At 58.7% G+C, this 26,161-nt stretch carries 22 protein-coding genes, 1 tRNA gene and 1 pseudogene; 15 read left to right on the top strand and 9 right to left on the bottom strand.

Going from position 1 to position 26,161, the window contains the following annotated elements:
- The first annotated feature begins 2 nt into the window (after positions 1 to 2).
- From A3L02_RS06270 to A3L02_RS06240, 7 genes are all read left to right on the top strand, one after another.
- Complete coding sequence (locus A3L02_RS06270; protein ID WP_088863127.1) at positions 3 to 1,760, top strand: ATP synthase subunit A; 1,758 nt, start codon at positions 3 to 5, stop codon at positions 1,758 to 1,760.
- Positions 1,761 to 1,765: 5 nt separating this feature from the next.
- The gene (locus A3L02_RS06265; protein ID WP_088863126.1) at positions 1,766 to 3,157 is read left to right on the top strand and encodes an ATP synthase subunit B; all 1,392 of its coding nucleotides are present in this window, start codon (positions 1,766 to 1,768) and stop codon (positions 3,155 to 3,157) included.
- 26 nt (positions 3,158 to 3,183) lie between these two features.
- A complete protein-coding gene (locus A3L02_RS06260; RefSeq protein WP_088863125.1) occupies positions 3,184 to 3,831 on the top strand; it encodes a V-type ATP synthase subunit D in 648 nt (215 codons plus the stop codon).
- Positions 3,832 to 3,878: 47 nt separating this feature from the next.
- Positions 3,879 to 5,102 (top strand): alanyl-tRNA editing protein, encoded by a 1,224-nt coding sequence (locus A3L02_RS06255; protein WP_088863124.1) that lies wholly within the window; start codon positions 3,879 to 3,881, stop codon positions 5,100 to 5,102.
- Between the two features lie 63 nt (positions 5,103 to 5,165).
- Positions 5,166 to 5,243, top strand: a tRNA-Ala gene (locus tag A3L02_RS06250).
- 48 nt (positions 5,244 to 5,291) lie between these two features.
- Positions 5,292 to 5,867 carry a ferritin family protein gene (locus A3L02_RS06245; protein WP_088863123.1) on the top strand — a complete coding sequence of 192 codons (576 nt, stop codon included), beginning with the start codon at positions 5,292 to 5,294 and terminating at the stop codon, positions 5,865 to 5,867.
- Positions 5,857 to 6,963 carry a M20 family metallopeptidase gene (locus A3L02_RS06240; protein ID WP_088863122.1) on the top strand — a complete coding sequence of 369 codons (1,107 nt, stop codon included), beginning with the start codon at positions 5,857 to 5,859 and terminating at the stop codon, positions 6,961 to 6,963. The genes A3L02_RS06245 and A3L02_RS06240 overlap by 11 nt, the downstream gene beginning before the upstream one ends.
- A gap of 97 nt (positions 6,964 to 7,060) precedes the next feature.
- Here the strand turns inward: A3L02_RS06240 and A3L02_RS06235 are convergent, their stop codons facing one another.
- Positions 7,061 to 9,004, bottom strand: coding sequence for a S16 family serine protease (locus tag A3L02_RS06235; RefSeq protein ID WP_088863121.1), 1,944 nt, complete (start codon positions 9,002 to 9,004; stop codon positions 7,061 to 7,063).
- 104 nt (positions 9,005 to 9,108) lie between these two features.
- Here A3L02_RS06235 and A3L02_RS06230 point away from each other — a divergent pair, with 104 nt between their 5' ends.
- Genes A3L02_RS06230 through A3L02_RS06220 form a run of 3 tightly spaced genes read left to right on the top strand, consistent with a single transcriptional unit; the run spans position 9,109 to position 11,410 of the window.
- Positions 9,109 to 9,660 carry a universal stress protein gene (locus tag A3L02_RS06230; protein ID WP_335755120.1) on the top strand — a complete coding sequence of 184 codons (552 nt, stop codon included), beginning with the start codon at positions 9,109 to 9,111 and terminating at the stop codon, positions 9,658 to 9,660.
- A 10-nt stretch (positions 9,661 to 9,670) separates the two neighbouring features.
- The gene (locus A3L02_RS06225; protein WP_088863119.1) at positions 9,671 to 10,957 is read left to right on the top strand and encodes an ArsB/NhaD family transporter; all 1,287 of its coding nucleotides are present in this window, start codon (positions 9,671 to 9,673) and stop codon (positions 10,955 to 10,957) included.
- A 3-nt stretch (positions 10,958 to 10,960) separates the two neighbouring features.
- Positions 10,961 to 11,410, top strand: a complete 450-nt coding sequence (locus A3L02_RS06220) for a universal stress protein (protein WP_088863118.1) — start codon at positions 10,961 to 10,963, stop codon at positions 11,408 to 11,410.
- Here A3L02_RS06220 and A3L02_RS06215 read toward each other — a convergent pair.
- Both A3L02_RS06215 and A3L02_RS06210 read right to left on the bottom strand, forming a co-directional pair.
- Positions 11,407 to 11,661 carry a hypothetical protein gene (locus tag A3L02_RS06215; RefSeq protein WP_054833926.1) on the bottom strand — a complete coding sequence of 85 codons (255 nt, stop codon included), beginning with the start codon at positions 11,659 to 11,661 and terminating at the stop codon, positions 11,407 to 11,409. The genes A3L02_RS06220 and A3L02_RS06215 overlap by 4 nt on opposite strands.
- Positions 11,658 to 12,167 carry a winged helix-turn-helix transcriptional regulator gene (locus A3L02_RS06210; RefSeq protein WP_088863117.1) on the bottom strand — a complete coding sequence of 170 codons (510 nt, stop codon included), beginning with the start codon at positions 12,165 to 12,167 and terminating at the stop codon, positions 11,658 to 11,660. The genes A3L02_RS06215 and A3L02_RS06210 overlap by 4 nt, the downstream gene beginning before the upstream one ends.
- An 81-nt stretch (positions 12,168 to 12,248) precedes the next feature.
- Between A3L02_RS06210 and A3L02_RS06205 the strand changes: the two genes are divergently transcribed.
- Genes A3L02_RS06205 through A3L02_RS06190 form a run of 4 tightly spaced genes read left to right on the top strand, consistent with a single transcriptional unit; the run spans position 12,249 to position 17,822 of the window.
- A complete protein-coding gene (locus tag A3L02_RS06205) occupies positions 12,249 to 13,610 on the top strand; it encodes a TldD/PmbA family protein (protein ID WP_088863116.1) in 1,362 nt (453 codons plus the stop codon).
- Positions 13,607 to 14,896, top strand: coding sequence for a TldD/PmbA family protein (locus tag A3L02_RS06200; RefSeq protein ID WP_088863115.1), 1,290 nt, complete (start codon positions 13,607 to 13,609; stop codon positions 14,894 to 14,896). The genes A3L02_RS06205 and A3L02_RS06200 overlap by 4 nt, the downstream gene beginning before the upstream one ends.
- Before the next feature lie 55 nt (positions 14,897 to 14,951).
- A complete protein-coding gene (locus A3L02_RS06195) occupies positions 14,952 to 15,614 on the top strand; it encodes a DUF257 family protein (RefSeq protein WP_088863114.1) in 663 nt (220 codons plus the stop codon).
- A 39-nt stretch (positions 15,615 to 15,653) separates the two neighbouring features.
- Positions 15,654 to 17,822 carry an alpha-amylase family glycosyl hydrolase gene (locus A3L02_RS06190; RefSeq protein WP_088863113.1) on the top strand — a complete coding sequence of 723 codons (2,169 nt, stop codon included), beginning with the start codon at positions 15,654 to 15,656 and terminating at the stop codon, positions 17,820 to 17,822.
- On the opposite strand, the gene A3L02_RS06185 is transcribed toward A3L02_RS06190, so the two are convergent.
- The 6 genes and pseudogenes from A3L02_RS06185 to A3L02_RS06160 form a co-directional block, all read right to left on the bottom strand.
- The gene (locus A3L02_RS06185; RefSeq protein ID WP_054833927.1) at positions 17,819 to 18,400 is read right to left on the bottom strand and encodes a PH domain-containing protein; all 582 of its coding nucleotides are present in this window, start codon (positions 18,398 to 18,400) and stop codon (positions 17,819 to 17,821) included. The two genes, A3L02_RS06190 and A3L02_RS06185, sit on opposite strands and share 4 nt — an antisense overlap.
- A 30-nt stretch (positions 18,401 to 18,430) precedes the next feature.
- On the bottom strand, positions 18,431 to 19,270 hold the full coding sequence (locus tag A3L02_RS06180; RefSeq protein WP_088863112.1) for a hypothetical protein: 840 nt from the start codon (positions 19,268 to 19,270) through the stop codon (positions 18,431 to 18,433).
- Positions 19,267 to 20,520: a DUF58 domain-containing protein gene (locus tag A3L02_RS06175; protein WP_088863111.1), complete on the bottom strand. Its 1,254-nt coding sequence runs from the start codon at positions 20,518 to 20,520 to the stop codon at positions 19,267 to 19,269. Before A3L02_RS06175 ends, A3L02_RS06180 begins: the two co-directional genes overlap by 4 nt.
- Before the next feature lie 112 nt (positions 20,521 to 20,632).
- Positions 20,633 to 20,851 (bottom strand): annotated as a pseudogene (locus A3L02_RS06170) (AAA family ATPase); the annotation flags it as partial.
- Positions 20,848 to 21,846, bottom strand: a complete 999-nt coding sequence (locus A3L02_RS06165) for a hypothetical protein (protein ID WP_394335142.1) — start codon at positions 21,844 to 21,846, stop codon at positions 20,848 to 20,850. The gene A3L02_RS06165 and the pseudogene A3L02_RS06170, both read right to left, overlap by 4 nt.
- A complete protein-coding gene (locus A3L02_RS06160) occupies positions 21,830 to 25,054 on the bottom strand; it encodes a transglutaminase domain-containing protein (RefSeq protein WP_088863109.1) in 3,225 nt (1,074 codons plus the stop codon). The genes A3L02_RS06165 and A3L02_RS06160 overlap by 17 nt, the downstream gene beginning before the upstream one ends.
- Before the next feature lie 122 nt (positions 25,055 to 25,176).
- On the opposite strand from A3L02_RS06160, the gene A3L02_RS06155 reads away from it, so the two are divergent.
- On the top strand, positions 25,177 to 25,962 hold the full coding sequence (locus tag A3L02_RS06155) for a BtpA/SgcQ family protein (RefSeq protein ID WP_088863108.1): 786 nt from the start codon (positions 25,177 to 25,179) through the stop codon (positions 25,960 to 25,962).
- Positions 25,963 to 26,161: the final 199 nt, after the last annotated feature.

Genomic DNA, 26,161 nt, shown 5'->3' with positions numbered 1-26,161 from the left:
AGATGGGAAGGATAATTCGCGTTACCGGTCCTTTGGTTGTTGCCGACGAAATGAGAGGAAGCAAGATGTACGAGGTGGTTCGCGTCGGCGAAATGGGCCTCATAGGGGAGATAATCCGCCTTGAGGGCGACAGAGCAGTCATCCAGGTCTACGAGGAGACGTCCGGAATCAGGCCCGGCGAGCCCGTCGAGGGAACCGGCGCCTCTCTGAGCGTTGAGCTCGGCCCCGGACTCCTCACGTCAATGTACGACGGTATCCAGAGGCCCCTTGAGGCCCTAAGGAAGCTCAGCGGTGACTTCATCGCGAGGGGTCTCACCGCCCCGCCCCTGCCGAGGGACAAGAAGTGGCACTTCACCCCAAAGGTTAAGGTTGGGGACAGGGTAACCGGCGGCGACGTCCTCGGCGTCGTTCCCGAGACCAGCATCATCGAGCACAGGATCTTAGTTCCGCCGGGGGTTGAGGGAGAGGTAGTTGAGATAGCCGAGGAGGGCGAGTACACCATCGAGGAGGTCATAGCGAGGGTGAAGAAGGCCGACGGGAGCATCGAGGAACTCAAGATGTACCACCGCTGGCCCGTCCGTGTGAAGAGGCCCTACAGGATGAAGCTCCCGCCCGAGGTTCCTCTCATCACGGGTCAGAGGACAATCGACACCTTCTTCAGCCAGGCGAAGGGTGGAACCGCCGCCATTCCGGGCCCCTTCGGTTCCGGGAAGACCGTTACCCAGCACCAGCTGGCCAAGTGGAGCGACGCCCAGGTCGTCGTCTACATCGGTTGCGGCGAGCGCGGGAACGAGATGACCGACGTCCTTGAGGAGTTCCCCAAGCTGAAGGACCCGAAGACCGGGAAGCCCCTCATGGAGAGGACCGTTCTCATAGCCAACACCTCGAACATGCCAGTCGCCGCCCGTGAGGCTTCAATTTACACCGGAATCACGATAGCCGAGTACTTCCGTGACCAGGGTTACGACGTGGCTTTGATGGCCGATTCGACGAGCAGGTGGGCCGAGGCGCTCCGTGAGATATCCGGCCGTCTCGAGGAGATGCCGGGTGAGGAGGGTTACCCAGCTTACCTCGCGAGCAAGATAGCCGAGTTCTACGAGCGCGCCGGCAGGGTGGTCACCCTCGGGAGCGACGAGAGGGTTGGAAGCGTCTCCGTCATAGGAGCGGTCTCGCCGCCCGGCGGTGACTTCAGCGAGCCCGTCGTCCAGAACACGCTCAGGGTCGTTAAGGTCTTCTGGGCCCTGGACGCCGACCTGGCGAGGAGGAGGCACTTCCCGGCCATCAACTGGCTCAGGAGCTACTCCCTCTACCTCGATGCCGTTCAGGACTGGTGGCATAAGAACGTTGACCCCGAGTGGAGGAAGATGCGCGACCAGGCCATGGCCCTCCTCCAGAAGGAGGCCGAGCTCCAGGAGATAGTCAGGATCGTCGGTCCCGATGCTTTGCCAGATAAGGAGAAGGCCGTTCTCATAGTCACGAGGATGCTCCGTGAGGACTACCTCCAGCAGGACGCCTTCGACGAGGTCGACACCTACTGTCCGCCGAAAAAGCAGGTCACGATGATGAGGGTCATCCTGAACTTCTACGACAGAACCATGGAGGCCGTCGACAGGGGAGTTCCGGTTGAGGAGATAGCCAAGCTCCCCGTGAGGGAGAAGATAGGCCGTATGAAGTTCGAGCCGGATGTGGAGAAGGTCAGGGCCCTCATCGACGAGACCAACGAGCAGTTTGAGGAGCTCTTTAAGAGGTACGGAGCGTGATGTCGATGCCGGGAATGGAGTACTCGACCGTTAGCAAGATCTACGGCCCGCTCATGATAGTTCAGGGCGTTAAGGGCGTCGCCTACGGTGAGGTCGTCGAGGTGGAGACCCAGGATGGAGAGAAGAGGAAGGGACAGGTCCTCGAGGCCAGGGAAGACATGGCGATAGTCCAGGTCTTCGAGGGCACGAGGGACCTCGACGTTAAGAGCACCCGCGTCCGCTTCACCGGCGAGACCCTCAAGGTTCCGGTCTCGATGGACATGCTCGGCAGGGTCTTCAACGGCATCGGAAAGCCCATAGACGGCGGGCCCGATATAATCCCCGAGGACAGGAGAGACGTCCACGGTGCTCCCCTCAACCCGGTCGCAAGGGCCTACCCGAGGGACTTCATCCAGACGGGTGTGAGCGCGATAGACGGAATGAACACCCTCATCCGCGGTCAGAAGCTCCCGATCTTCAGCGGTTCCGGTCTTCCCCACAACATGCTCGCCGCCCAGATAGCCAGGCAGGCGAAGGTCCTCGGCGAGGAGGAGAAGTTCGCTGTGGTCTTCGCGGCGATGGGTATCACCTACGAGGAGGCCAACTTCTTCAAGAAGAGCTTCGAGGAGACGGGGGCAATAGAGAGGGCCGTCCTCTTCCTCAACCTGGCGGACGACCCTGCCATCGAGCGTATCATCACCCCACGTATGGCCCTCACGGTTGCGGAATACCTCGCCTTCGACTACGACATGCAGGTCCTCGTCATACTCACGGACATGACCAACTACGCCGAGGCTCTGCGTGAGATATCCGCCGCGAGGGAAGAGGTTCCCGGAAGGCGCGGTTATCCGGGTTACATGTACACTGACCTGGCCACCATCTACGAGCGCGCGGGCCGCGTCAGGGGCAGGAAGGGAAGCATAACCCAGGTGCCCATCCTGACGATGCCAGATGATGACATAACCCACCCGATTCCCGATCTCACGGGTTACATCACCGAGGGCCAGATAGTCCTCAGCAGGGAGCTCCACAGGAAGGGCATCTATCCGCCAATCGACGTCCTCCCGAGCCTCAGCCGTCTGATGAAGGACGGTATCGGTAAGGGCATGACCAGGGAGGATCACCCACAGCTCAGCCAGCAGCTCTACGCGGCCTACGCCGAGGGACGCTCGCTGAGGGACCTCGTGGCGGTCGTCGGCGAGGAGGCCCTGAGCGAGACGGACAGGAAGTACCTAAAGTTCGCGGACAGATTCGAGAAGGAATTCGTCGCCCAGCGCTACGACGAGGACAGGAGCATCTTCGAGACCCTCGACCTCGGCTGGGAGCTCCTCGCGGAACTGCCGGAGAGCGAGCTCAAGCGCGTCAGGAAGGAGTACATCCTCAAGTACCACCCCAAGTACAGGAAGAGGGAGGGCTGACCTCCCTTAACCCTTAGGTGGTCGAGATGGCAGAACTACTCAACGTGAAGCCAACGCGTATGGAGCTCCTTAACCTCAAGAGACGCATAACCCTCGCCCGGAAAGGCCACAAGCTCCTGAAGGACAAGCAGGACGCCCTGGTGATGGAGTTCTTCACGATATACGACGAGGCCCTCAGGCTCAGGAGGGAACTGGGGCAGAAGATGGCCGAGGCCTTCAGCGCTCTCCAGGCGGCGGAGATAGACGTCGGAACCCTTCGCCTCAGGGAGATAAGTCTCTCCGTCAACCCCAACGGGGAGGTCGAGATAAAGAGCAGGAACGTCATGGGAGTTCCGGTTCCGCTCATCGAGGCCGAGTCCTTCAGGAGGAGCGCGAACGAGCGCGGTTACGCCTTCGTTTCGAGCTCGACAAAGGTCGACCTCGCGGCCGGGAAGTTCGAGGAGGTCCTCGACTTAGCGGTCCGTCTGGCCGAGGTGGAGGAAACGCTGAAGAGGCTCGGCAGGGAGATAGAGGTCACCAAAAGGCGCGTCAACGCCCTCGAGTACATCATAATCCCGCGCATGGAGGCCACGGTTAAGTTCATCAAACAGCGCCTCGACGAGATGGAGCGCGAGAACTTCTTCAGGCTCAAGCGCGTTAAGGCCCTTATAGAGGCCAGAGCCGGGAGTTCGTGAGGAACAACCCTTTTATTCCCTGCCCTCCTTTTCCCTCCGGTGGTGACATGACGGAGAGGCTGTTCTACAGGAACGCCTACCTCTGGGAGGCCGGGGCGAAGGTGGAGAGGACCGAAAGAAAGGGGAAAAACGTAAGGGTCCTGCTCGACAGGACGATTTTCTACCCCGAAGGAGGAGGTCAACCCTCCGACAGGGGAATAATAGCGGGCGAGGGGTTCAGGATAACCGTTGAGCGGGTCGAGGGAAAGGACGAGATATGGCACGAGGGAAGGCTTGAGGGACGTCTTCCCGAGCAGGGAGAGCCCGTCAGGCTGATTCTCGATGCGGAATGGCGCTACGAGAACATGCGTCAGCACACGGGACAGCACATCCTCTCGGCGGTCTTCAAGGATCTCCACGATGCCGGCACGACCGGCTTTCAGATATTCGCGGAGTACAACAAGATAGAGATAGACTACCCCGGGGAGCTCACCTGGGAGACCGTTCTTGAGGTTGAAAGGAGGGCCAACGAAATCGTGTGGTCGGACCTTCCGGTTGAGGTCGAGGTTTACGATGAGCTTCCCGATGAGCTCCGGCAGAGGCTCCGGAAAGGGCTCTCCGATAAGGTCAAGCCACCCATAAGGATAGTCTCCATCCCGGGGGTTGACGTCATCCCCTGCGGCGGGACGCACGTGAGGAGCACGCGGGAAGTGGGCCTGATTAAGGTGGTTCGTTTTTACAGGAAGAGCAGGAAACTCTGGCGCATCGAGTTCGTGGCTGGGAACAGGGCCATTAGGTACCTCAACGATATCCTATCGGATTACTGGGAGAGCCTCGACGAGATGCCCAACAAGAACCGCCCCCTCGTTGAAAGGGTGAGGGAGCTCAGGGAGGAAATGGGCGAACTCGAGGATGAAAAGAACGCCCTCAGGAGGGAACTCTGGGACTGGAAGGCCCGCGCCCTGCTGGACGATGCCGAGGAGATCAACGGAATTAGGGTAATCTCTTACGTTGAGGATGCCCCGATGAAGGACGCCCAGGCCTTCGTTGTGCACCTCGTTGACAGAAACCCGGGAACCATCGTCCTTGTTGCCGGGGAGAACTACGTGGTATTCGCCAGGAACCGCGAGGTTAAAGGGCCGTCTATGAAAGACCTGCTGGAGAAGGTTCTTTCCGAGGTCGGGGGAGGTGGAGGTGGCAGTGAGATCCTCGCGAGGGGCGGCGGCTTTAAGGCCCCGCCGGAGGAAGTGCTGAAAGTAGCCCGCAGGGCCCTGGGGGATTACCTTGGATGACCCCTGAACCACCCGCTCAACGGAAAGCTTTTAAACCCTGCCCTTTTCACTATTACCGGGCACGGGCCGGTAGCTCAGCCTGGTACGAGCGCCGCCCTCGCAAGGCGGAGGCCGCGGGTTCAAATCCCGCCCGGTCCACCATCCAAAACGTTTTTTTAGTTGGACGTTATATCTCCCCGTGGTGATGTCATGCCCGCACCCCTCGAGGCCTTTATGAACGATGATGCCTTCGAGGAGATAAAGGCCGTTCTAAGTGATGTCTCAAGGAGGCCGTTTCCCGAGGTTCTATCGTATCTCATCCGAAGCGAGGAATATTCGGTGGGGATATACATCCTTCTGGAGAATACGCTTCCAAGGAGCTACTGGGGAGTGAAGTTTAGGGATTTCGTGGAAAAGAAGCTCCGGGAAGGGGAAAAACTCTGGAGGGTGGTCAGGAAGCTGTACCCCAATCTGGAATCTGAGGGTGAAACCCGTGAATGGAGCAGGACCTTCCTTAATAGGAGGTTCGAATTAAAAACCGTGGGGGACTACCTCGCGGTTCTGGAGGTCGTTATGGAGCTCGAAAAGCTGGGCGAGCGGGTGTATTCGTACCTTGCCGGTCGGCTCTCCGGTGAAGAAAAGCACCTAATGATGGACCTGGCCAAGCTCTCCAGGGACAATTACGAGGCCCTGAAAAGGGAGTACGACAGGGTGAGGAGCATAAAATCGGATACGCTTTTTAAGGATTTCGCGAGGGAGCTCAAGGGTGATGAGGATGGAAGTTGAACTGCTCAAAGGGCTCGTCTCCATCCGTTCCCCCTTCGGGGAAGAGGGGGAGGTCTCACGTTTCATCTCCTCGTTCCTCGAGGAGCACGGCTTTAAAGTGGAGACCCTTCCGGTAGAGGGCTTCGGTGACGACGTGATCGCTTACCTTCCAGGAAAGGGGCCCACCGTCGTCCTTAACGGGCACATGGACACGGTGAACCTTTCCCCGGGCTGGACGAGGAATCCCTCCGGAGAGCTCGAGGGTGACCGCTTCTACGGGCTCGGCAGCGCGGACATGAAGGGTGGTCTCGCCGCCCTCATGGGTGCCTTCGTCGAGCTCGGGAACCTCCCAAGGCGGGAGAGGCCGAACGTTATCTTCACCGCCGTCAGCGACGAGGAGGGCTACTCGAGGGGAGCGTGGGAGCTGATAAGGAGCGGGAAGCTCGATAAAGCCGACCTCGTCCTCGTGGCCGAGCCCACCAACGAGAGCCTCATGCTCGGCGCGAGGGGGCGGTTCGTGGTTCAGGTCGAGGTGATTGGAAAGAAGGCCCACGCCGCGAGGCCTTCCCTCGGGGTGAACGCCGTCGAGGAACTTGGAAGGTTCGTGGGTAACCTGGGGCGGATCAGGTTCAGAAGCCATAGAAAACTCGGAAAGGGCTCGTACTGCACGCTCCACATCGAGGGCTCCGCCGACGGGCTGAGCGTCCCCGATAGGGCAAGGGCGATAATCGACAGGCACGTAGTGCTCGGCGAGGACTGGGATAAGGTCGAGGGGGAACTCCTCAACCTCGCAGGAAGGCTGAAGCTCAGGGGGGAGGTCAGGGTCGAGAAGTTCAAGCGGCCGACCCCGGATATGCTCCCCTACGCTGTCAGGGAGAACAACGGGTTCGTGAGGCTCTTCAGGAGGGTTCACGCCGCGCTCTTCGGAAAGGAGCCGGGGATAACCTACGGGAGGAGCGTGGGCGATTTCAACTACTTCGGAACCTACCTGGGTAAACCGACGCTCGTTTACGGCCCCATCGGCGGAAACTGGCACTCCTCAGATGAGTGGGTGAGCGTTGAGTCCGTGAGGCGGGTTAAGGCGATGTACGTTGAGTTCCTCAGGAGTCTGGTATAATTCGAGCCCTCTTCCGTCACAGCTCAGATTGGAGTTTCGTTATCCCCCTTGCCCTTCAATTTTCCGGAGGAAGGGTATAAAAAAGCGGGGGAGGTGTTCACAGCTTCTTGCCCACCGCGGCTCCGAGGATGAACGCCCCCAGGGCCGTCAGGATCACCGCTGTGGAAACGCTCACACCCCCGGCATTCCCTCCCGGGGTGGCCGTTGCGTTTTCCATGGCCCGTGTCGATGAGGTCGATGGTGTGGGAATGACGATCGGTGGGACGTCCGTGGCGGTTGTGTTTGGGCCGGGTTCCCGGGTCGGTTCGCTGAGGAAGAGGTTCGCGGTTTCCCTGGCGTACTGGTAGAATATCATGGCCGTCTGGAGATCCTCCATACTGCCGTTCTCATCGGCGCTCTGCTCGTAGCTCTCCGCGAACTCGTAGTAGGCCATCGCCAGAACCGGGATTATCCCACCCTCCTGGGCCGTTGCGATGGCAACCTTCGCCCCCTCTTTCATCCCGGTCAGCTTTTCCCTGAGAACGGTCTGGTTGTCTATTCCAAGCGTGTCCAGAAAGACCTGCGCCCTCACGCGGGCCTCCATCGCGGTGAAGAGTGCCGCCGAGTACTTGCCGTCGTCGTAGTACCCTTCCGCCTCCTGAATGCTCTGACTGAGGTCCCCCGCGACGTTACCGTACATCGACTCTATGTAGGTCACTATGAGGCTGGACTCGTCCAGGTAGTCCCTTGCAGTGGTCTTGACGACGTCCCTGCTTATCACTTCCCCGCCTGCAAACCTCTCGCCGAGGTCCGCCCAGAAGACGGCGGTTTTGGCCCTCTCGTAAGCGTAGGCCGCCTGTCCTATAGCGTCCCAGTAGTTGCCGTTGTAGTAATACTTCCACGCATCGTCGAGTAAGCCCTTGGCCTCCTCCACCCTCTCCTCGGCGGCGGCGATGGCTTGGAGCATGGTAGTGCCCCTGATGGTAACGTTGGAGACCCTCTCCTCCGAGGCGTTTATCTGGAAACCAACGGTTTTCAGGATTTTCTGAACGTCCCCCTCGGTTTTCACGCTTATGTACCAGTCCACGTGCCTTATGATTATCCTGGCCTTAAAGTCCTTGCTCAGGGTCGTGTAGTACATCCCTCCATCGAGGCTCTTCTTCGACTCGTTGAGGATGGCCTCGGCCTCGTTCATGGCCTCCATCAGGGTGGTATAGGTGGCGTAGTTAACGTCGCTCTTCTTGAGCTTTTCCAGCGTTGACCGGTAATAGGCGGTGGTGTTATCGTAGTCGCTTAGGGCATCGTTCTTGAGGAAGCCCGTGTCTATCCTGGTGTAGGCCGGCACCTTTGGCCGGGGGATTTTGTGCCCCGTGAAGTAGTACACGGCGTCGTAGATGTCCTTTACCTCGACCACCTTCAGTCCCCAGCGCTCTTTGGCGTAATCGACGACGTCAACCCTCTTCGTCTGGGTGTTTATCTCAACTATCCCCCCTATTTCCTTTTTCTGGGTCTCCTGCACGTACTGGATCCGCTGGCCCTCCGGGATGAGGAAGAGCTCCGCCCCGACCTCGTGGGCCGCCGAAGCCTTCTCCAGTATGCCCCCAACCGGGCCTATCGTCCCGTCCGGGTTTATCATTCCCGTCATCATGACCTTCGGGTTAACCTTCCACCCCTCGAGGGCCGCGATTATTCCAACGGTCATCGTTCCCCCTGCCGAGGGCCCCCCTATTATCGGTGAGTCCGCCTTTATCTGGATGAACACGTCGTACTTGCTCATATCGACGCCGAGGACTTTTCCCGCTATCTGGGCGGCCAGTCTGGCGCTCGCCTGCATGTCAACCTCGGCAAGGGGCCACGTCTCGACGTAGACGTGACCCGTTCCCGGTGCGACGGTTATCACGAAGTCCGTGGCAACACCCACGAGTTCTCCGTCGGCAGTCCTGGAAACCGCTGGAGCTTTTAGAACGACAGTGTGGCCTTCACTTGGGCATTCGGCGGTGGCGAGGGACGCAAACGGCAGCAGAAGCATGAGTACCAGCAACGATACCAGTGCCCTTTTCATTCCTCTCACCCCGATTTTAGCTCCGAAGGGCCTTAATAAAGCGTTTGTGGTTCAATTTTCTAAACTAAATGTTTAAAAGCCACCTGCCTCCTCCTATCCCGGGGATGAAAATGGACATTTTCAGCAGGCTCATCTCCAGAAAGTTCAGGAACATCGCTGGAGAGAGGTACGAGGAGATAGCTCAGCGCTACCGTGAGTTCCTTCTGCTTCCCGAAGAGTTCGTTCTCCCGGAGGTGTCCTCGATCCTCCTCCCGGTCGACAGGTTTGCCCATGATATACCCGAGGAGCTTTACGATACCCTTGGGGCCTACGCGGATGCCTCCATCACCCTCGTCTACATGATCGACAGAATGGCCTTCCACATGATAGAGCAGACCCTCGGGAAACGTGAGGCCGAAAGGCTCAGGGCGGTGGAGATGGAACGCGGGGAGAAGATCCTCTCCCGGATGGTGAAGGGGTTGGAGAAGATAGGATTGGACGTCAGGGAAAAGTACATCCTCGGGAACAAGAGCGATGAAATCATTCAACTCGCGGCCGATTTTGACCTGCTCGTGATATCCCGGAGTTATGGATCCGAGATAACCAAGACGTCCCCCATGAGTCCCGTGGTTCTCAAGATAGTCCAGCACGTGGATAAACCGACGATAATATATTAGGGTGATTTCCATGGGTCCGAACGAACAGATAGCAATCGCCCTTTCAGTGTTCATCTTTACCTACGTCCTCATAATCAGTGAAAGGATACACAGAACCGTTGCCGCGCTTTTTGGAGCGTCCATAGTGCTTTTCACGAGGGTGGTCCCCTGGGAAAAGATCGCCGAGTACCTGGATCTGGACACCCTGTTCCTGCTCATAGGCATGATGATGATAGTCAATACGGCCAAAGAGAGCGGTCTCTTCGAGTTCATAGCCATAAAAACGGCGAAGCTCGCCAGGGGCAGTCCGATGAAGGTTCTTCTGCTGTTTTCCGTGGTGACGGCCCTCGTGAGCTCGGTTCTCGACAACGTTACTACGGTTCTCCTTCTAACCCCCATGCTCATCTACATAACCAACCTCATGGACGTAAACCCGGTTCCCTTCCTTCTGGCTGAGGTGTTCTCCTCAAACATCGGTGGAACGGCCACCCTCATAGGTGACCCTCCGAACATAATGATAGGCTCGGCCGCGGGTCTCAGCTTCAACGACTTCCTCCTGAACATGGGGCCCATAGCGCTCGTGGACCTCTTCGTGACCCTGGGGGTTATCTATCTGATTTACAGGGGTGCCATGAGAATAAGCCCCTCCAAACGGGAGGAGCTCAGATCCGTCGTTCAGATGCTCAACGAGGACGATGCCATACGGGACTACCCCCTCTTCAGGAGGTCCATAATCGTGATACTATCCGTTGTGGCGCTTTTCTTCGTTCACGACAGGCTTGGAATAGAACCGGCGGTCGTGGCCCTCACGGGTGCCTCGGTTCTCCTGCTCTGGAGCAGGATGGATCCCACCGAGATCCTCGAGAAGGTGGAGTGGACGGCCATATTCTTCTTCATGGGCCTGTTTATAGTGGTCGGTTCCCTCGTTGAGACCGGCGTCATAAACGACGTCGCCCACTGGGTTCTGAATTACGTTCACACGACGGGCGAGGCGCTCGTGCTTATAACATGGTTCTCCGCAGTTTCCTCGGCCATAGTTGACAACATCCCGCTGACCGCGGCCATGATACCCCTGATAAAGTCTATGGGTGTTTCCATGGACGTTTACCCGCTATGGTGGGCCCTCTCCCTCGGGGCGTGCCTCGGCGGAAACGGCACCGCGATAGGCGCGAGCGCCAACGTCGTCGTCCTCGGTATAGCGGCCAGGGAACGCATCAACATAAGCTTCGTGGACTTCCTTAAAGTTGGTCTCGTGGTGATGCTGAGCACGGTTGGCGTGGGCATGCTGCTCATCTGGGTGAGGTACATAGGGGTGTGAGGTATGGGGATACTCGTGCTCGTCGACGGTTCGAAATGGAGCCAGAAGGCGGCCCTTCACGCGATAGCGATAGCGAAGAGGAAGAGAGACAAGATCATCCTCTTCTCCGTCCTCGACAGGAGGGAGGCTAAGGCGCTGGCCTTTAACATAGGAATGAGAATCCAGAACCTTAAGGACATGCGGAAGTTCGAGGAGGAGATATGGAGGGAGATGAAGAAGAGCATCAAGGAGATACTGACGAACCTCCTCGAACTCTGCCATGAAGAGGGCGTGAACTGTTCGATAAGGATCGTGGAAGGATCGGCCCGGGACAAGATACTCGAGGAGGCGAACTCCGGAAAGTACAGTTTGGTCGTTATGGGTGCCTACGGGAGGAGCGGAAAAACGAGGATTGGGAGTTTGCTCGAAGAGGTAATCGGTCTGATAGAGCCGCCGGTGATGGTGGTTCGTTAGCGTTTCCACAGCGCCAGGATGATGAGGATTAAAACAAGCACCTCCAGACCACCAACGGCCATGCTCACGTCCCTCTCTATCCAGGCCGCCAGGTGCAGGGCCTCTATGACCTTCTTTATGGCCAGCAGGAGGAAGGCGGCTATCAGATAAAGGGCCGCACGGAGGTGGCTTTTCCTGTAGGCCATCGCGGAAATCCACGCGAGGGCCAGTGCGAGGACGAGTGCCGTGAGGGCGAGTATCGTCTCCATCATTCCCCATCACCCACGCCGGTTAGCAGGTCTATCAGGTTGTCGGCCAGTTTCTCCCAGAGACCCGGCCGGTACTCCTTTATGACCCGCGCTATTATCCCCGGATCGTATGAGAGGGTGTACACCACGCTCTTCCCGTCCTTTCTGGCGTCGACGATGCCGAGCTTCAGGAGCTCCCCCATGTGGTAGCTCACGGTGGGCTGACTGATTCCCAACTTTCTGGCTATCTCGCTCTGGCTCAGCGGGCCGTCCATGAGGAGCAGGAGGATCCTCCTCCGGGTTCCGGTTGAGATAGCTATGATAAGCCTCTGAAGGTCCTTCTCGAAGCCTTCCGGAAATATGTAGCGTCTCTTCCCGAACTTCCTTGAAAACACCCTCCTTTCCTTTTCCAGCCGGTGGAGGTGGTACTGCAGGTCACCTATGCCTATCCCGAGTTCCCTCGCCAGCTCCCTGAAGGTTATCCCGGGCCTGTCCTGGATGCGCTTGAGTATCTCGTTACGCCTCTCCATACCCAACACTTAAACGCTTGTGGTTCATCCCTCTATGGGAACCCATATAAACGCTCCCCCTCTACGCTTCCCGGTGGGAGGATGGAGGGACTGGTGCGGCTGGTGGATAGACTCGCGGAACGTTACGGGGTATCGTATTACGAAGTGCGCCTGATCAGGGTCACCTCTTCCCACGTCTCGATGCAGAATGGCCGGCCCGAGGAGCTGGGGACGAACACAGAGACGGGCATAGGCGTCAGGGCCTTCAACGGGGCGTGGGGCTTTTCGAGCGCCAACGACATGGGCAGGGCGGAGAAGGCCGTAGAGACCGCAATGAAGATAGCCAAGCTCTCGGAGGGTAACTCGAGGATACACCTCGGGGATCCCGTGGTGGAAGAGGTCGAGATAAGGCCAAAAAAGAGCTTTCTGGACGTGAACATAGGGGACAAGCTCGCCCTTGTGAAGGAGGTGGATTCCCTCCTTCGGGGTGGGGGGATATCCAGCAGGAGCGTCGGTTACGGCGATGGCCTGGAGGAGGTTCTTTACTTCAACTCCCTCGGAAGCGAGATCAGGACGGTAGTCCCGAGGGTGAGGCTGGGCTTTTCCGTAACCGCCGGGAAAAACGGCGTGATGCAGAGCTACTGGAAGAGCTTCGGTGGCACGGCCGGCTGGGAACTGGTGGAGAGAATAGACCTGAACCACTGGACCGCCCTCGTTAGGGAGAAGGCCATCTCACTCCTGCACGCCAGGGCTCCCCCTTCCGGGGAGTTCGACGTGATAATGGATCCCGAGCTCACGGGTGTCTTCATCCACGAGGCCCTCGGTCACGCGGCCGAGGCCGATTCCGTCAAGAACGGGGAGAGCATCCTGGCCGGGAGGGTGGGGGAGAGGATAGCCTCCGAAGAACTCACGGTCGTCGATGACCCGACCCTACCGGGCGGGTTCGGTTCCTACATCTACGACGATGAGGGCATCAGGGGGAAGCGGGTTGAGATAATAAGGGACGGCGTTCTGGTGGGCTACCTCAACGACCGCGAGACGAGCGCCCTGCTCGACCTCGAGCCGAACGGTCACGGCAGGGCGCAAAGCTACGCCCATCAGCCCCTCGTGAGGATGAGCAACACCTACGTCGAGCCCCGCGACTGGAACTTCGAGGAAATGGTCGAGGAGGTTAAGAACGGGCTCTATATGATAGGGGACAAGGGCGGCGAGGTCGACACCGCCAGCGGTACCTTCACCTTCGGGGCCAGGGAGGGCTACATCATAGAGAAGGGCGAGATCAGAGACCATGTTAGGGACGTGGCGCTCTCCGGGAAGATACTCGACGTCCTGAGGAACGTCCGCGCCGTGGGGAACGACCTGAGGATTGAGTTCCCGGGCTACTGCGGAAAGGGTCAGTGGGTTCCAGTCGATGATGGGGGGCCCCACGTCCTGACGAGGGCGCTCGTGGGGGGATTGCGGTGATCGACGAACTGATAGGTATCCTCGAACGCGAGAACGTTGAGTGGGAGCTTTACTGGGAGAGGGGGCGGAGTGGATCCTTCAGGATAGAGAGGGAAACCCTCGAGCGCTCCCAGAGGAAATTTTACTCCGGGATAGGCCTGCGCGTGGGTTACCTGGGAAAGCTCGGCTTCTCCTACGTGACGGGCCTCAACCATGAAAGGGAAGCCCTTGAGGAGTTCGTGAAGAGGACGATAAAGCTCGCAAGGGTCAGCGAGGTTCCGTTCCCCGGCTTTCCCACACCCTCTAAGGTACCGCACGTGAAGGGACTCTACGATAGGAGAATAGAGAGCATACCCTTCGAGGAGGCCCACGCGATGGCGAGGGACTTCTCGCTTAGGATGCGCGAGCTGAAGGACGATTCGTTGACCCTATCCGGTTCCATCACCCTTGCCGTTGATCACTACGGTGTGGTGAACTCCAATGGAGTCCGGCTCGAGGGGAAGGGCACGTGGATGAGCCTGGGTGCGTACGCCGTGAAGAAGGGGGATGGAACCGGCTCGGGCTCGTACTACCAGGGCTACCGCTCGCTCCAGCCCTTCGAGGAGTTTGAGAACGCCATTCAACGGGCGATATCGGAGGCGGAACTGAGTTACAGGGCCGGGAGGCTTGAACCCCACTCGGGGGAGATACTGCTCGAGCCCGAGGCCTTCAGGGCCGTTCTGGGGGTGTTCCTTGAGAACCTCTCGGGAGAGAGCGTCTATCACCGCCGGAGCCGTTTCTCCGAGCCCGGCGAGGAGGTCGCCCCGGGGGAGCTGGTCATCCTGGACGACGCGACCCTTCCCGAAGGCACCGGTAGCTTTTCCTTCGACGGTGAGGGGAACCCCGGTGAAAGGACGGTCCTGGTGGAGAACGGGATGGTTTCCTCCTTCCTCCTCGACGAGACGTACGCGCGACTACTCGGCATGGAGAGCACCGGAAACGCGGCCAGGGACTTCCGGACGGTTCCGCACATCGGGACGAGCAACGTGGTCGTTGAGCCGGGCAAGGACGACCTCGAGGGGTTCGAGGGCATCATAATCAAAAAGGTCTTCGGAGAGCACACGGCCAACCCCGTCAGCGGCGATTTTTCCCTAACGGTTGGGCTGGGCTACGCCGTCAGGAACGGGGAGGTGGTTCCCTTCAGGGACAACATGTTGGCCGGTAACGTCTTCGATTTCCTGCGCTCCATAGCGGCGATTGGGAACAGGCTCGAGAGGAGGGGCTCGTTTTACTCTCCGAGGGTTCTCGGTGTCGCCCGGCTGGTGTAGGTTTTTGGTTAAATTTTTTATAGTTCAACACCGAAGGGGAATAAGGTGGTTGGACGTGAGAAACGGTGGAATCGAGGGCGTGCTCTCAGGACTCAAACCAGGCGAAACCGTACTCGTTGAGCACGATTCAGTTTCATCACCCGAGCTCTTCTTGTACCTGTTGAGCAGGTGGTGTGCCTCGGCGGAGAAGCCCCTTCTAATCGACGATTTCTCCGATACCTTCCCGGAGTACGTGGCCCGGCTTGAGCTCATGGGCTTGGACGTTGGGCCGCTCATGGAGGTTCCGGTCATAAAGATAGGCGGGAGGAGGAAATTCGGCAACGTCGCGGGCAGGGTCGACTTGGACAAGTACTCCCTCGATTTTGGGTACTATAACAGAATATACCAGAACGTCGTGCCCGGAGAGCTCGTGTGCAACCCGGTCCTCGGGATGCACAAGCTCTTCGTGGTCCTCGAGAGGACCGCGCTTATAAGGCTCGTCCGCAACGTCTCGACCTTTGTCGGGAACAGGAGTCGCTTTGCCCTCTACTTCATAAACAGGGACGTCCTGGAGAGGGTGACCCCTGAGCTCCTTCCTCTCCTTGAGGAAATCTCCAGCACCGTACTGATGTGGGAAGCGAATGGAGGCGAGTACCGGCTCCGGGTTGTGAAAGCGGCGAACGACGAAATACTGGGTTCGACCGTCTCTCTGAGCTTCAAGGACGTGGCCAAAAAGTGAGGTTTTTAAGGTCCCTTCCTTATCACCTTCGGTGATACTGTGAGGAGAGCCCTTGTAGTGCTTGCGATGCTCCTTCTCATGGCCCCTCCGGTGGCTTCTTACAGCGTTCCCGAGAGGGGCGTCGTCTACCAGGTCATGGTCGACCGGTTCTACGATGGAAATCAGAGCAACAACCGGCCCTTTTATGACCCATCGCGGACGAACTACCGCCTCTACTGGGGCGGCGATCTGGAGGGTCTAACGGAGAAGCTCGACTACATCAAGAGCCTCGGCGTCTCGATGATATGGGTCTCCCCGCTCAACGACAACGTAAACGGGATTGTCTCCGGAAGCGCCCCCTACCACGGCTACTGGACGAGGGACTACAGGCGCATAGACGAGCACTTCGGGACCTGGGTGGACTTCAAACGGCTCGTGGAGGAGGCGAGAAAGCGGGGAATCTGCATCGTCGTTGATTACGTTCCAAATCACTCGAACCCGGCATCGGACGGCGAGTTCGGGGCGCTCTACGACAACGGAACAGAGGTCACGGACTACTTCCGGGACGCAAAAAACGCCTCCGTGAACCCGATAACGGGCATCAGGGAGAACGTCTACCACCACAACGGCAACATCTTCGTCTGGTCGGGAATACAGCTGAAGTACGCCAACCTCTACGGCTTAGCCGACTTCAACCAGCTCAACCCGTGGGTCGATTCGTACCTCACGGAGGGGGCGAGGCTCTTCATCGATAACGGTGCCTGCGGCCTCAGGATCGACGCGGTCAAGCACATGGAACTTGGCTGGCTCGAGAGCTTCTACCTGCGCCTCTACTCCGGAGGGCCCCTCTTCATCTACGGCGAGTACTACTCCCCCTCCGTGCAGAAGAGCGACGACCTGTACGAGTTCTACCGCTACTCCAACGTCTCGCCGCTCCTTAACATACCCATAAGGGCCGACATCGTGAGAACCTTCGGCTTCATAGGGAGCCTCGAGACGCTATCGAGAGAGCTCGAGGGTTACTACTCCCGCTTCGTTTACCCGAACAAGCAGCTGAACTTCCTCGACAGCCACGATTTAATCCGCTTCCTGAACGGGGCGAGGAGGGAGGACGCTCTGGAGCGCTTCCACATGGCGCTGGCCCTGACCATGACCCTGCCGGGCATCCCGGTGATCTACTACGGCGACGAGAGCTACCTCGTGAGCAAGGACGGGGCCGGCGACCCCTACAACAGGCCCATGATGGTCTTCAACAACACCACTAAAGCGTCTTACATAATCAGAACCCTGGCGGAGCTGAGAAAGACCAACGACGCCTTGGCTTTCGGGGACTTCAGGACGCTCCACGCCAACTACTCGGTCTGGGCCTTCGAGAGAACCTTCGGAACTCACAAACTCCTCGTCGTCATGAACAAGGGCCCGTCAAGGAGTTTAGTCCTCGACCTCGACTGGCCTGATGGGGTCTATCGGGACGCCCTCGGCAACGCCACCATAAAGGTTCAGGATGGGAAAACGACGGTGGAACTGCCCAGGAACGGCTTCTACGTCTTCCACCTCGAGCGGGAACAGGAAAAGCCGTTGATCGGCTCGTTAACTCCCTACGCCGTCAAACCCGGCCAGAGGATTCTAATAGCCGGGGACGGGTTCGGCTCCTCCGGCAAGGTGATCATCGGCGGCGTCGAGGCCAAGGTTCTCTCCTGGAACTCCACCGAGATACTCGTTGAGGTTCCCAGGGTTAAGACCCGCGAAGCCTGGCTCAATGTCGTCGTCGAAACGAACGGGAAGGTCAGCAACGCCGCCAGACTTCGTTACTACTCCGGGAACGAGATCCCGGCGCTGGTGGCGGTAAACGCGAGCCTCGTGAACGTCTCCAGGGTGAACCTCTGGATAAAGGGGAACATCTCGGAGCTCGCCGAGCCGAGACCCCTCCTGAGGTCCTCGACGGGTTACTACTTCACGGTCGTCCCCCTTCCCAACGGAACGGCCTTTTCGGTTGAGCTCTACGAGGGACCGTACTGGGGTGAGCTCAAGCCCCTTGGCGTGAAGCTCTACGGGAAGGCCGCGGGGGTGGTGGTTCTAAGCGACGAACCACCCAGGGTTGAAGGCAAGCCTTCCTCCGAAATCCCAACGAACGGTGCTCCCCCCGGCGAGGGTACTACCCCCTACGCCGTTGTGGGCGCCCTGCTCGTTATTCTGGGCCTGGCGGTGGTCTGGAGAAAAAGGGCTTAAATCTGCTCCAGGAGCTTCTTTCTCTTTTCCTCGTACTCCTCCGGACTTATCACTCCCATGTCGTAGAGCTCCTTCAGCTTTTTGAGCTTTTCGAGCGGGTCTTCCTTCTTCTCCGCCGCTGGAGCCTCCCTAAGGGCGCTTCCTCCCGGAACGACCCTGCTCACGAGTTCCTTCGGCTTCTTCAGGATCCACGTCTCGTGGGTGAGGCCCTTGTTGACCTCTATCGTCACCGGTTCGATGGCTATCGCGTTGAGGGCGTCCTTTATGGCGTTTACCGTCTTCCTCGCCTGTTCCTTGTTCATCCAGCCGAGCTTTAGGTTTATGCCCTCCTCACCCTTTATGAGGAATTCCGAGGACATGACGCCCAGTTCAATCCTCACCTCCTCGAGCTTATGGTAGGGGATGGCCTTTATATCGTACCTGCCAAGGATCTTCTCGTCGAGGTAGATTATCCTCCTGTCCGTCACGAGAACCCACTTCGGCTTTTCGAGGCTTACCTTCTTCTTTACGGAGAAGAGAACCTTTTCGTCGGGTTCGAGAACTTTATTCGCCGCCTTCGGTAACTCATCCATTGTCATCACCCTTTCATTTTTGGCCGGCGAGATATATTAACCTTCTTCCTCCTTTCCCTCCCGATAGAGCAGGAAGAGGGTCTCCCCGTCAACGCTCTCCAGCAGGGGGGTCAGGACTTCATTCCTTCCTCCAGCTTTCAGGAGGACTCGCTCCGGCCGCCTCTTCAGCTCGGCCTCCAGCCGGAGGGTGTCCCATTCGAAGGCCCGGGAACGGCTCAGAGGTACGACCCTGCTCCCGTCGGCCGTCTCTATCACCACCTCGCCGTTCATGGGGGGAACCTCGACCGCAACGATGACGCGCCGGTAGCTCCCGCCCTCGATTGAGGAATACGCCACGGCTATGCCGAGAAGGAGAATGAGAACCGGCAAGGGGATCCCGGTTGCTGAAATGCTGAGATTCCCCCCGAGCCATAGGAGTCCCAGCGAAAGGAGGAACGCCAGCAGAGCAACCGGAAGGCCGTAGAGCAGGGTCTTTCCGCCCCTTTCCCTCCATCCGAGCCCCCTCAACACTTTCTCCCACCTCTCGGTGGTCTCGATGTACTCGGCCAGTATGCTCAGGGCCATCAGGGTGAAGATGCCCAGCGGGCTGGAGAAGTAGGGGCTCGCCAGTATGGCCCCGCTCAGGTTGTTGTACGCTTGAGGAAACGCCACCGGGAGGAACTGGGAGATGCCTATCGAGTAGGGTACCACGTAGAGCACCGTCGAGAGAAAGACCGTTCCACTGGCTGAACCTCCCGAGAGGAAGATTCCCAGGAGGGTTATCCCGATGGCCGTCGTTAGTACGTAGTCTCCTGGGCGGAGCAGGTCGGAGTAGGCCAGAGAAGTGAGGACTATCGCGGTTAGAACGACCGCCAGCTTTAACGCCCGGAAGTTCATCTTATCTCCCCCAGCAACTTGCTCAGAACCTCCCCGATATCCTCCCGCCCCGGAAGCCAGCGGACGATGTAGGCGCCGGTGTTTTCCAGCTCCGAGGTTATCGCCCGCTTTTCCATCTCGATCAGCGTGCCCGTTTTGGGGTCGAGGGCCGGATACACCGAGACGTCAACCACCACCGGTCTGGACTTGCCCCGGTGAATCGCCATCATCGTGAGGAGTCCCCTCCTCGTCTCCCCGGCCGTTCTGTCGAGCACGTTGGAGACGTATATGACGAGCGGCGTGTACTGGACGAGTATCCTCTTCAGCCTCTTGATGGCGTCGGCAAAGCTTTCCTCCTCCGTTTGAACCCTCTCGAAGTCCATCATGGTCCTAACCATCGTGTGCAGCTGCCTCGGCCCCGTGGCGGGTGGCAGGAACTTCTTCGCCCCGAGCAGGTAGAGGCCCATGTGGTAGTCCTTCCGCAGGAAGCGGTGTGCCATCGACGCGACCAGGTTCATGGCGTGCTCGTAGGGGCTTTCACTCTCGATCCCTATCTTCATCGCCTCCCTTGCATCGACCACGAAGAGAACCGTCTTTTTGCCTTCCCTCTCGAACTCGTTGACGAGAACCCGGCCGATTCTCGCGGTGGCCTTCCAGTTTATGAGCTTCATCGGGTCGCCTGTCTGGTAGTCCCTTATCTCCCTGAAGTCCGTGGAGATGGGGCCCCTTATAGAGAAGCTCGTTTCCGGGACGCTTATCCTGGCCTCCCTTCTCGTCTCCGCTATCGGGACGGCCCTGACGATCCGGGGGACGGCCCTGAACCGGAGTTCCTCGCCGTACACCCCCCAGAGGTATCGAATTCCCAACGGGTTCCTCGTCGTCACCTCGCTCCTCGGCAGCCTGTAGAACCCCCTGAGCATCGGCCGTATCCTGTATGTGTAGCTGGCCTTCAGCGGCTTCAGTCCCTTGAAGAAGACCCCGACGTTGTTTCCGGAGGTGAGGGCGACGTTCTTCGGGAGCGGATCCCTGACGACGACCAGTCCAACCCCCCTCTTTACCGTAACCTCAACCCTTACCTCGACCTCTTCGCCGAGCCGTATCTCGCGCCTTGAGAGCCTTCTCTCCACCCTGACTCCGCCCGGCGGGTCAACGAGGACGGCCAGGGCGAGCAGGGAAAGCGGCACTACAGCCAGGGCTATCATTCCCGGCGAGAGGAACGCAGTGCCGAGGACCAGTGCCCAGAGGGCGTATCCCATCAGGCTTTTCCTCATTTTTCTTCAGCCTCTTTTGGAAAGGGGGTTCTCAGTAAAGCCTCCCTAACAACCTCCACTCCACTCACGCCCTCGAAAGCGTACTCCGGCTTAACCACAATCCTGTGGGCAGCGTGAATTGGACGCGCGTGTAGTTCAGGCCGAGGGTTTTTCCGAAGGCTTTGGCGAGGAGGGTTTTGCCCAGTCCCGGGTAATCCTCGAAGAGGACGTTCCCGTTCACGAGAGCCGCCGCCAGCGTCTTCCTAACTACCGTTTCATTCCCAATATAAACCCGCGAAATCCTGTCGACTGTTTTCTCAAGGGTTTGGGATGCTTCCTCAATCTCCATCATGACTCCCACCCCATGAGGGTTCTCAGTTCCTCAAAAACTTCCTCAACTATTCTAATCCTCCGCTCCAGCTCCCTCCTCTCGTAGGCGTGCCTTATCCAGAGCGGCGTTAACCGGGAGGTTTGCCTCCCCCTGTAGTCGGTTATCTTCCCGATGAGGGCCTCGAACCTCTTCCTGTCATCGAAGAGCCGGGAGCCGTAGTAGGCTATGAACGCCACCAGCGGTCCCTTCCTCCCGCGAACCACAAAGTCCTCAACGGCTTTACTGGCCTCCACCAGTTCGGGGCCGAGTTTCTTCACGGTCTTTGCCTCGTGCTTTCTCCACTGGGAAAGGAGGTAGGCCTCGGGGTCTTTTTCACCGACGTAGGAGTGGACCATGCTCCCGGCCACCACAACTCCAAGGAGGAGGGCCAGCCACTCCCCGTAGAACACGATATCGGGGTGGCTCTCGCTCAGGTTCCCCCTCACCGCAGCGTAGAGCCCCATGATTGCACCAAGGGCACCTATTCCAAGCAGGTTCCTCTCAACGGGCTCGGTCCACGGATACCTCCCGCCGAGCTCCGCCACGGCGTAGCCGAGGAAAAGGAAAAGGCCCGCGTAACTGAAGACGCTTCCCACCGCCCCGAAAGGGGGAAGCCTTGAGATCCCGTAGAGGGCGATGAAGAGCCCCGCCCCCCGGATGAACCTGGAATGGCTCTCAAGCCTCGGTGCCATCGTCGCTATTCCCGCCCCGAAGATTATCATGGCCGCCGGGAGGTTCCATCCGGTCGGTCCGAAGAGCGCCGCGAGGGTTACCCCAAGGAGCCTTAGGACGAAGGCCGTGTTTCCCCCTTTTATCGCCCCGGCAACGTCCCCGGCAATTAAAAAGAGAGTCAGAACCGCAGCGGGCATAAGAACGGCTTCCAGTCCCCCGATCTGGGTGGAGAGGGCGTACGTGAGCGTTAGTGCACCGACGTATATCGCGATTTTCCCCCATTTGGGCTTAGACAACGCAGCCACCCCCTATAACCTCAAGAACCGAGCGGTAGAACCTTATGAACTCCTCCCGTGAGACCCTCCTTCCGCTGTACTTGGCCTTCTCGAATATCGCGGTGAGGGCATCTATGGGCTCCCACGGGTACATCATGTCCGTGAGGGTCTCGGCTATCTCCCCGGGGGTCAGTTCGTCAACCGTCACCCCCACCCCCTTCGCCCACGGGAGGAAGCACCTCTCGTAGTACTCAATCACCGCCTCGTTGTAGCTGGGCACCACCCTTGCCGTTGCGGTCTCGACCAGGCCGTTGCACTTGGCCTCTATCGTGTGATCTCCGAGAGGCAGGCTCAGCCTGAAGTCCCGTCCCCTCCCGAGTAGCTTTCCGTCGACGTAGAGCTCGGGCTCACCGTCGCACTCTACGCTTATCTCCAGGGCCTCCCCCTCCTGAAACAGCGGTATTCCGTTCTTGAATATTATCTTTAGAATCTTCTCCTGCCTCTTCTCTTCGGGTCTCCTCCTCACAAGCCGGTACCTGGCCACCAGGGCCCCGATTATCAGCATCAAGCCGATGTAGAACCAGGGAATTCTCGGCTTTTTGCCGATTACGACGTAGAACCTCCCGCTCGCGGGCAGGTAGTAGGGGGAACCCTCGAACGTCACGGTGACGGTGGCGTTGGTTTCTCCCTCGGGCACGGGGACGTCGAGGGTGGCTATCCCGGAGTCGTTGGTCATCGTGCGCATCGCGAAGTTGCCGAGGCTTACGTTGAGGTATACGCCGACCACGGGATCGTTGACCGAGTCCACGACCCTAAACCTCAGCCTGGCGGTCTTTTCGCCCCTTGCTTCCCGGGTCAGCAGTTCTATCTTCACCGGGGATACTATCGTGACGGTTATCCTCTCCAGAACCCTGCTCCCGTGCCTGAACTCCACGGACCTATCCCCGACGGTCTTGAAGGGCTCGATGGTAAAGTCAAAGCTCCCGTTGACCACCTTGAAGGTGTAGGTCTTGCCTGGAAATACGTAGGCGTTGAGGGTGGCGTTCTCAACCCCCACGACCCTCCCCCTGACCCTAACGGGCTTCCCGAGTTCTCCGATCACCTTTCCCGGGATTTCGAGCTTAACAGTGGCCAGCTCAACCGTTCTGGTCGCGGGGGAGTAGTTGATGCTCCCGGCGTAGCTGAGCGTCAGATTGTGCCTCTCTATCCCCGGGATCTCCAGCCTCAGGGAGAACCTACCGTCGGTTAGCGTCGTTTCGTTTCCAATGGGTATCCCGTCCAGGTAATAGGAGACGGTGGCGTTGGGTATCGGTTCACCCGCCCCATCAACGAGACCCCCCACGATGGTCAGGTTTCCGGGATTGGCCAGAATCCGCCCCGGCAGCGAAAACCCCGCGAGCCCCTTTATTTTAACCGTCCTCGTGGTGCTTGAGGAGAGGTACGGGTATCCAAGGGGCGTGAGGTAGTAAAGCTTCAGCCGGTAGGTTCCGGGTTTTAGATACTCCGGGATTTTGACGGGGAGTGAAAACGTCCCGTTCGAGACGTTGCCGTACCCTATCAGGACGTCCCTCTTCTCACCCTCCAGGAACACCGCGACGGCCCCAGCCCGGGGAGCGGTTTCGGTGAGTGTCCCCTTTACCGTGCCGTTCAGGGTCATAGAATCGCCCGCCGTGGTTGTGGGGGGAACGTCCGCACCGATTGAGGTGGGCTCCATGACGAAGACGGGGACGTTGAGGGGGTATTCCTCTGAGTCACCTTCAACGGTCACGTTCACGACGTGCCATCCGGGGGTGTACCCGGGGGGCGCCCTCAGTCCGACCTCTATCCTCCTCCCACCCTCGGGCGTCTTCTGAAGGCCCCACGCCTCAACCAGCGGGGAGTCCGTATCGAGATTGAGTTCCTTGGGGGCTCCATTTACGGTGAGTTCAAGGGTTGCCCCGCTCCCTTTGGGGAGGACAATCGCCGCCTGGTCCGGAATTACAGTTATCCCGCCCGGAACGGTGACGGCGGTGAGGCGGAGCACCGAGGCCCGGGTTCCGGCGTTCGTGACCGCCCTGACGATCACCGGATAGTAACCGGGTTCCCTGAAGGGCCCCACCGTCAGGTTGTGTATCCCCGATTCGTTGACGGTGGCGATTCTTCCGAGGGAAGGGACGTCGACGGTAACGCTTGAGTTCGTGCCGCTCGCGACGCGCTCGAACTTTACCGTAATCTCCCCGGAGGAACCGGGGTCGAGGGTTATTTTTGGCGGTGACACCTCGAGCTCGAAGGGCACGTAGACGTTGGGGTCGGAATGGAGGGGATCGAAGACCAGCCAGCCGGCTTTTTTAAAGTAAACCTCCGCCCAGAACTGGCTTTTTTTCTCGGTAACGACCTGTGTCCGGGGAACCGCGTCGATGTAAACCCCCTCCACGAGCCTCGCGGGAAGGCCGCTCAGCCTGGCCAGAACAACGAAGGCCGAGGCGAAGTCGTAGGAACTCCCTCTTTTGGACTCGAAAAGGAACCACTTCAGCCTGTCCGCTCCCTCAGGGGGAGTCGCGTTTCCAAGCCGGTAGTTGTTGGCCAGGTATCGGGCTATGGCGAGGGCCTTTTCGTAGTCCGAACGGAAGCCGAGGGTTACGGTCCGGGCAAAATCCCTAAGCTGGGTGTCGTTGGGGGCCGTCAGGTACTCCGTCTGGTTTCCGGCGGTGAGGTTCACCAGATACGGCCAGTCGAAGGTGTAGCTAACCGAGGAGAACGAGTACGTGGTGACGTTGAGGGCTGTCCTGAAGAGGTTGTACTCGGGTAGGGCTTCGACACCGGCACCGTCAACGCGGGTGGTGTAGAGGGAGGTGAAGAGGTTGCCCGTGAGGGGCTGGAACGAGACCACCGTTATCCTGTCCCTTTCGCTGTGGTGGGGCACGCCTATCTCAGGGGGGGCGATGACGTTGCTCGGAATCTTCGTGGTGTTTCTCGTAACCCACCTTCCCCCCACGTAGTCGGTGTAGACGTTGAGCCTGAGGTAGTGAGTGTGCGCCGCCCCGGTCACCAGGAGGACGAAGTGGGGTGAAAACGGGACCTCCACCAGAGGCACGGTTTCGTTGCTCTCGTTTCCCGGCGGGAGCCTCGGTGATAGTATCCCCTCAATGCTTCTGGTTCCGGGGGGTACCCCAATCAGGACTGGTCCGAGGACGAGGGAAGCGATCATGAGGGAGAGGAGTGTGAGGGTAAGAAAGGCGATGTATTTCCGCCTCACCATGATACCTATTACCTCTTTGGCCCGTTATATAAAGTTTTTCATCGGTGTAAATCTTTGTACTCCATTCCCCGTTTTCGAAAGCCTTAACTACACCCCCGCCCTTTCTCCCGTTTGGTGATCTCATGGATTTTGAAAAGAAGCCCCTCATCGGGATGGTTCATCTCAGGCCCCTGCCGGGCTCTTATCTCTACGACGGGGACCTTGACGGGGTCATCGATTCCGCTCTGAGGGACGCGAGGACCCTTGAGAAGGCGGGTTTCGACGCGGTAATGGTCGAGAACTTTGGCGACGTCCCCTTTCCCAAGTACGCCGATAAAATTACCGTCGCTTCCATGGCAGTTGTGGCGAGGGCCATCCGAGATGAAGTCTCCCTCCCGCTCGGTATAAACGTCCTCCGCAACGACGGGATAGCTGCCTACTCGATAGCTTACGCTGTGAAGGCTGATTTCATAAGGGTGAACGTGCTGAGCGGGGTTGCATACACCGACCAGGGGATTATCGAGGGCATCGCCCACGAGCTGGCGATGCTGAGGAAGCGCTTACCTTCAAAGATAAAGGTCTTAGCGGATGTGCACGTCAAGCACGCCGTACACTTTTCCGATTTTGAGGACGCCCTTCTTGACACGGTTGAAAGGGGTTTGGCCGATGCCGTTGTGGTGAGCGGAAAAGCGACGGGAAAGCCCGTGGATGTTGAAAAACTGGCCCTGGCCAAAAAGATTTCTCCCGTGCCGGTGATAGTCGGCTCGGGAACGAGCTACGACAACCTTCCCGAGCTCTGGAAGTATGCCGACGGCTTCATAGTGGGAACGTGGATAAAGCGCGAGGGAAAAGTCGAGAACGAGGTCTCTTTGGAGAGGGCGAGGAAGCTGGTTGAGCTGGCGAAGGAACTTCGACAAACTGCACTTTGAACCTGCCATTAATCGAATTTTCTTTTCCGAAACCCTTATTACCCATAACTGCGTAACTCGTGAAAAGGAAAACCTGTCCCGCTTTTCTTTTTCCGCGAGATGGGTTTTTCAGGGAAATAATAGGTGCAGCTGGCCAGAATCAATGTATCTAACCCGCGTTGGCCTATGCTACTCCCCGTATTGGGCAATATTTTGTTTT

Origin of the sequence: Thermococcus celer Vu 13 = JCM 8558, from assembly GCF_002214365.1 — an archaeon.
Taxonomy (GTDB): Archaea; Methanobacteriota_B; Thermococci; order Thermococcales; family Thermococcaceae; genus Thermococcus; species Thermococcus celer.
This window is presented reverse-complemented; position numbering and strand designations above follow the sequence as displayed.

Coding starts and splice junctions, on each gene's coding strand:
- A3L02_RS06210 (WP_088863117.1), bottom strand. CDS start 12,167: ATGGAGAGGCGTAACGAGATACTCAAGCGCATCCAGGACAGGCCCGGG.
- A3L02_RS06180 (WP_088863112.1), bottom strand. CDS start 19,270: ATGAACTTCCGGGCGTTAAAGCTGGCGGTCGTTCTAACCGCGATAGTC.
- A3L02_RS06270 (WP_088863127.1), top strand. CDS start 3: ATGGGAAGGATAATTCGCGTTACCGGTCCTTTGGTTGTTGCCGACGAA.
- A3L02_RS06235 (WP_088863121.1), bottom strand. CDS start 9,004: ATGAAAAGGGCACTGGTATCGTTGCTGGTACTCATGCTTCTGCTGCCG.
- A3L02_RS06215 (WP_054833926.1), bottom strand. CDS start 11,661: ATGATGGAGACGATACTCGCCCTCACGGCACTCGTCCTCGCACTGGCC.
- A3L02_RS06245 (WP_088863123.1), top strand. CDS start 5,292: ATGCCCGCACCCCTCGAGGCCTTTATGAACGATGATGCCTTCGAGGAG.
- A3L02_RS06240 (WP_088863122.1), top strand. CDS start 5,857: ATGGAAGTTGAACTGCTCAAAGGGCTCGTCTCCATCCGTTCCCCCTTC.
- A3L02_RS06185 (WP_054833927.1), bottom strand. CDS start 18,400: ATGACAATGGATGAGTTACCGAAGGCGGCGAATAAAGTTCTCGAACCC.
- A3L02_RS06260 (WP_088863125.1), top strand. CDS start 3,184: ATGGCAGAACTACTCAACGTGAAGCCAACGCGTATGGAGCTCCTTAAC.
- A3L02_RS06155 (WP_088863108.1), top strand. CDS start 25,177: ATGGATTTTGAAAAGAAGCCCCTCATCGGGATGGTTCATCTCAGGCCC.
- A3L02_RS06230 (WP_335755120.1), top strand. CDS start 9,109: ATGAAAATGGACATTTTCAGCAGGCTCATCTCCAGAAAGTTCAGGAAC.
- A3L02_RS06205 (WP_088863116.1), top strand. CDS start 12,249: ATGGAGGGACTGGTGCGGCTGGTGGATAGACTCGCGGAACGTTACGGG.
- A3L02_RS06225 (WP_088863119.1), top strand. CDS start 9,671: ATGGGTCCGAACGAACAGATAGCAATCGCCCTTTCAGTGTTCATCTTT.
- A3L02_RS06175 (WP_088863111.1), bottom strand. CDS start 20,520: ATGAGGAAAAGCCTGATGGGATACGCCCTCTGGGCACTGGTCCTCGGC.
- A3L02_RS06255 (WP_088863124.1), top strand. CDS start 3,879: ATGACGGAGAGGCTGTTCTACAGGAACGCCTACCTCTGGGAGGCCGGG.
- A3L02_RS06160 (WP_088863109.1), bottom strand. CDS start 25,054: ATGGTGAGGCGGAAATACATCGCCTTTCTTACCCTCACACTCCTCTCC.
- A3L02_RS06265 (WP_088863126.1), top strand. CDS start 1,766: ATGCCGGGAATGGAGTACTCGACCGTTAGCAAGATCTACGGCCCGCTC.
- A3L02_RS06220 (WP_088863118.1), top strand. CDS start 10,961: ATGGGGATACTCGTGCTCGTCGACGGTTCGAAATGGAGCCAGAAGGCG.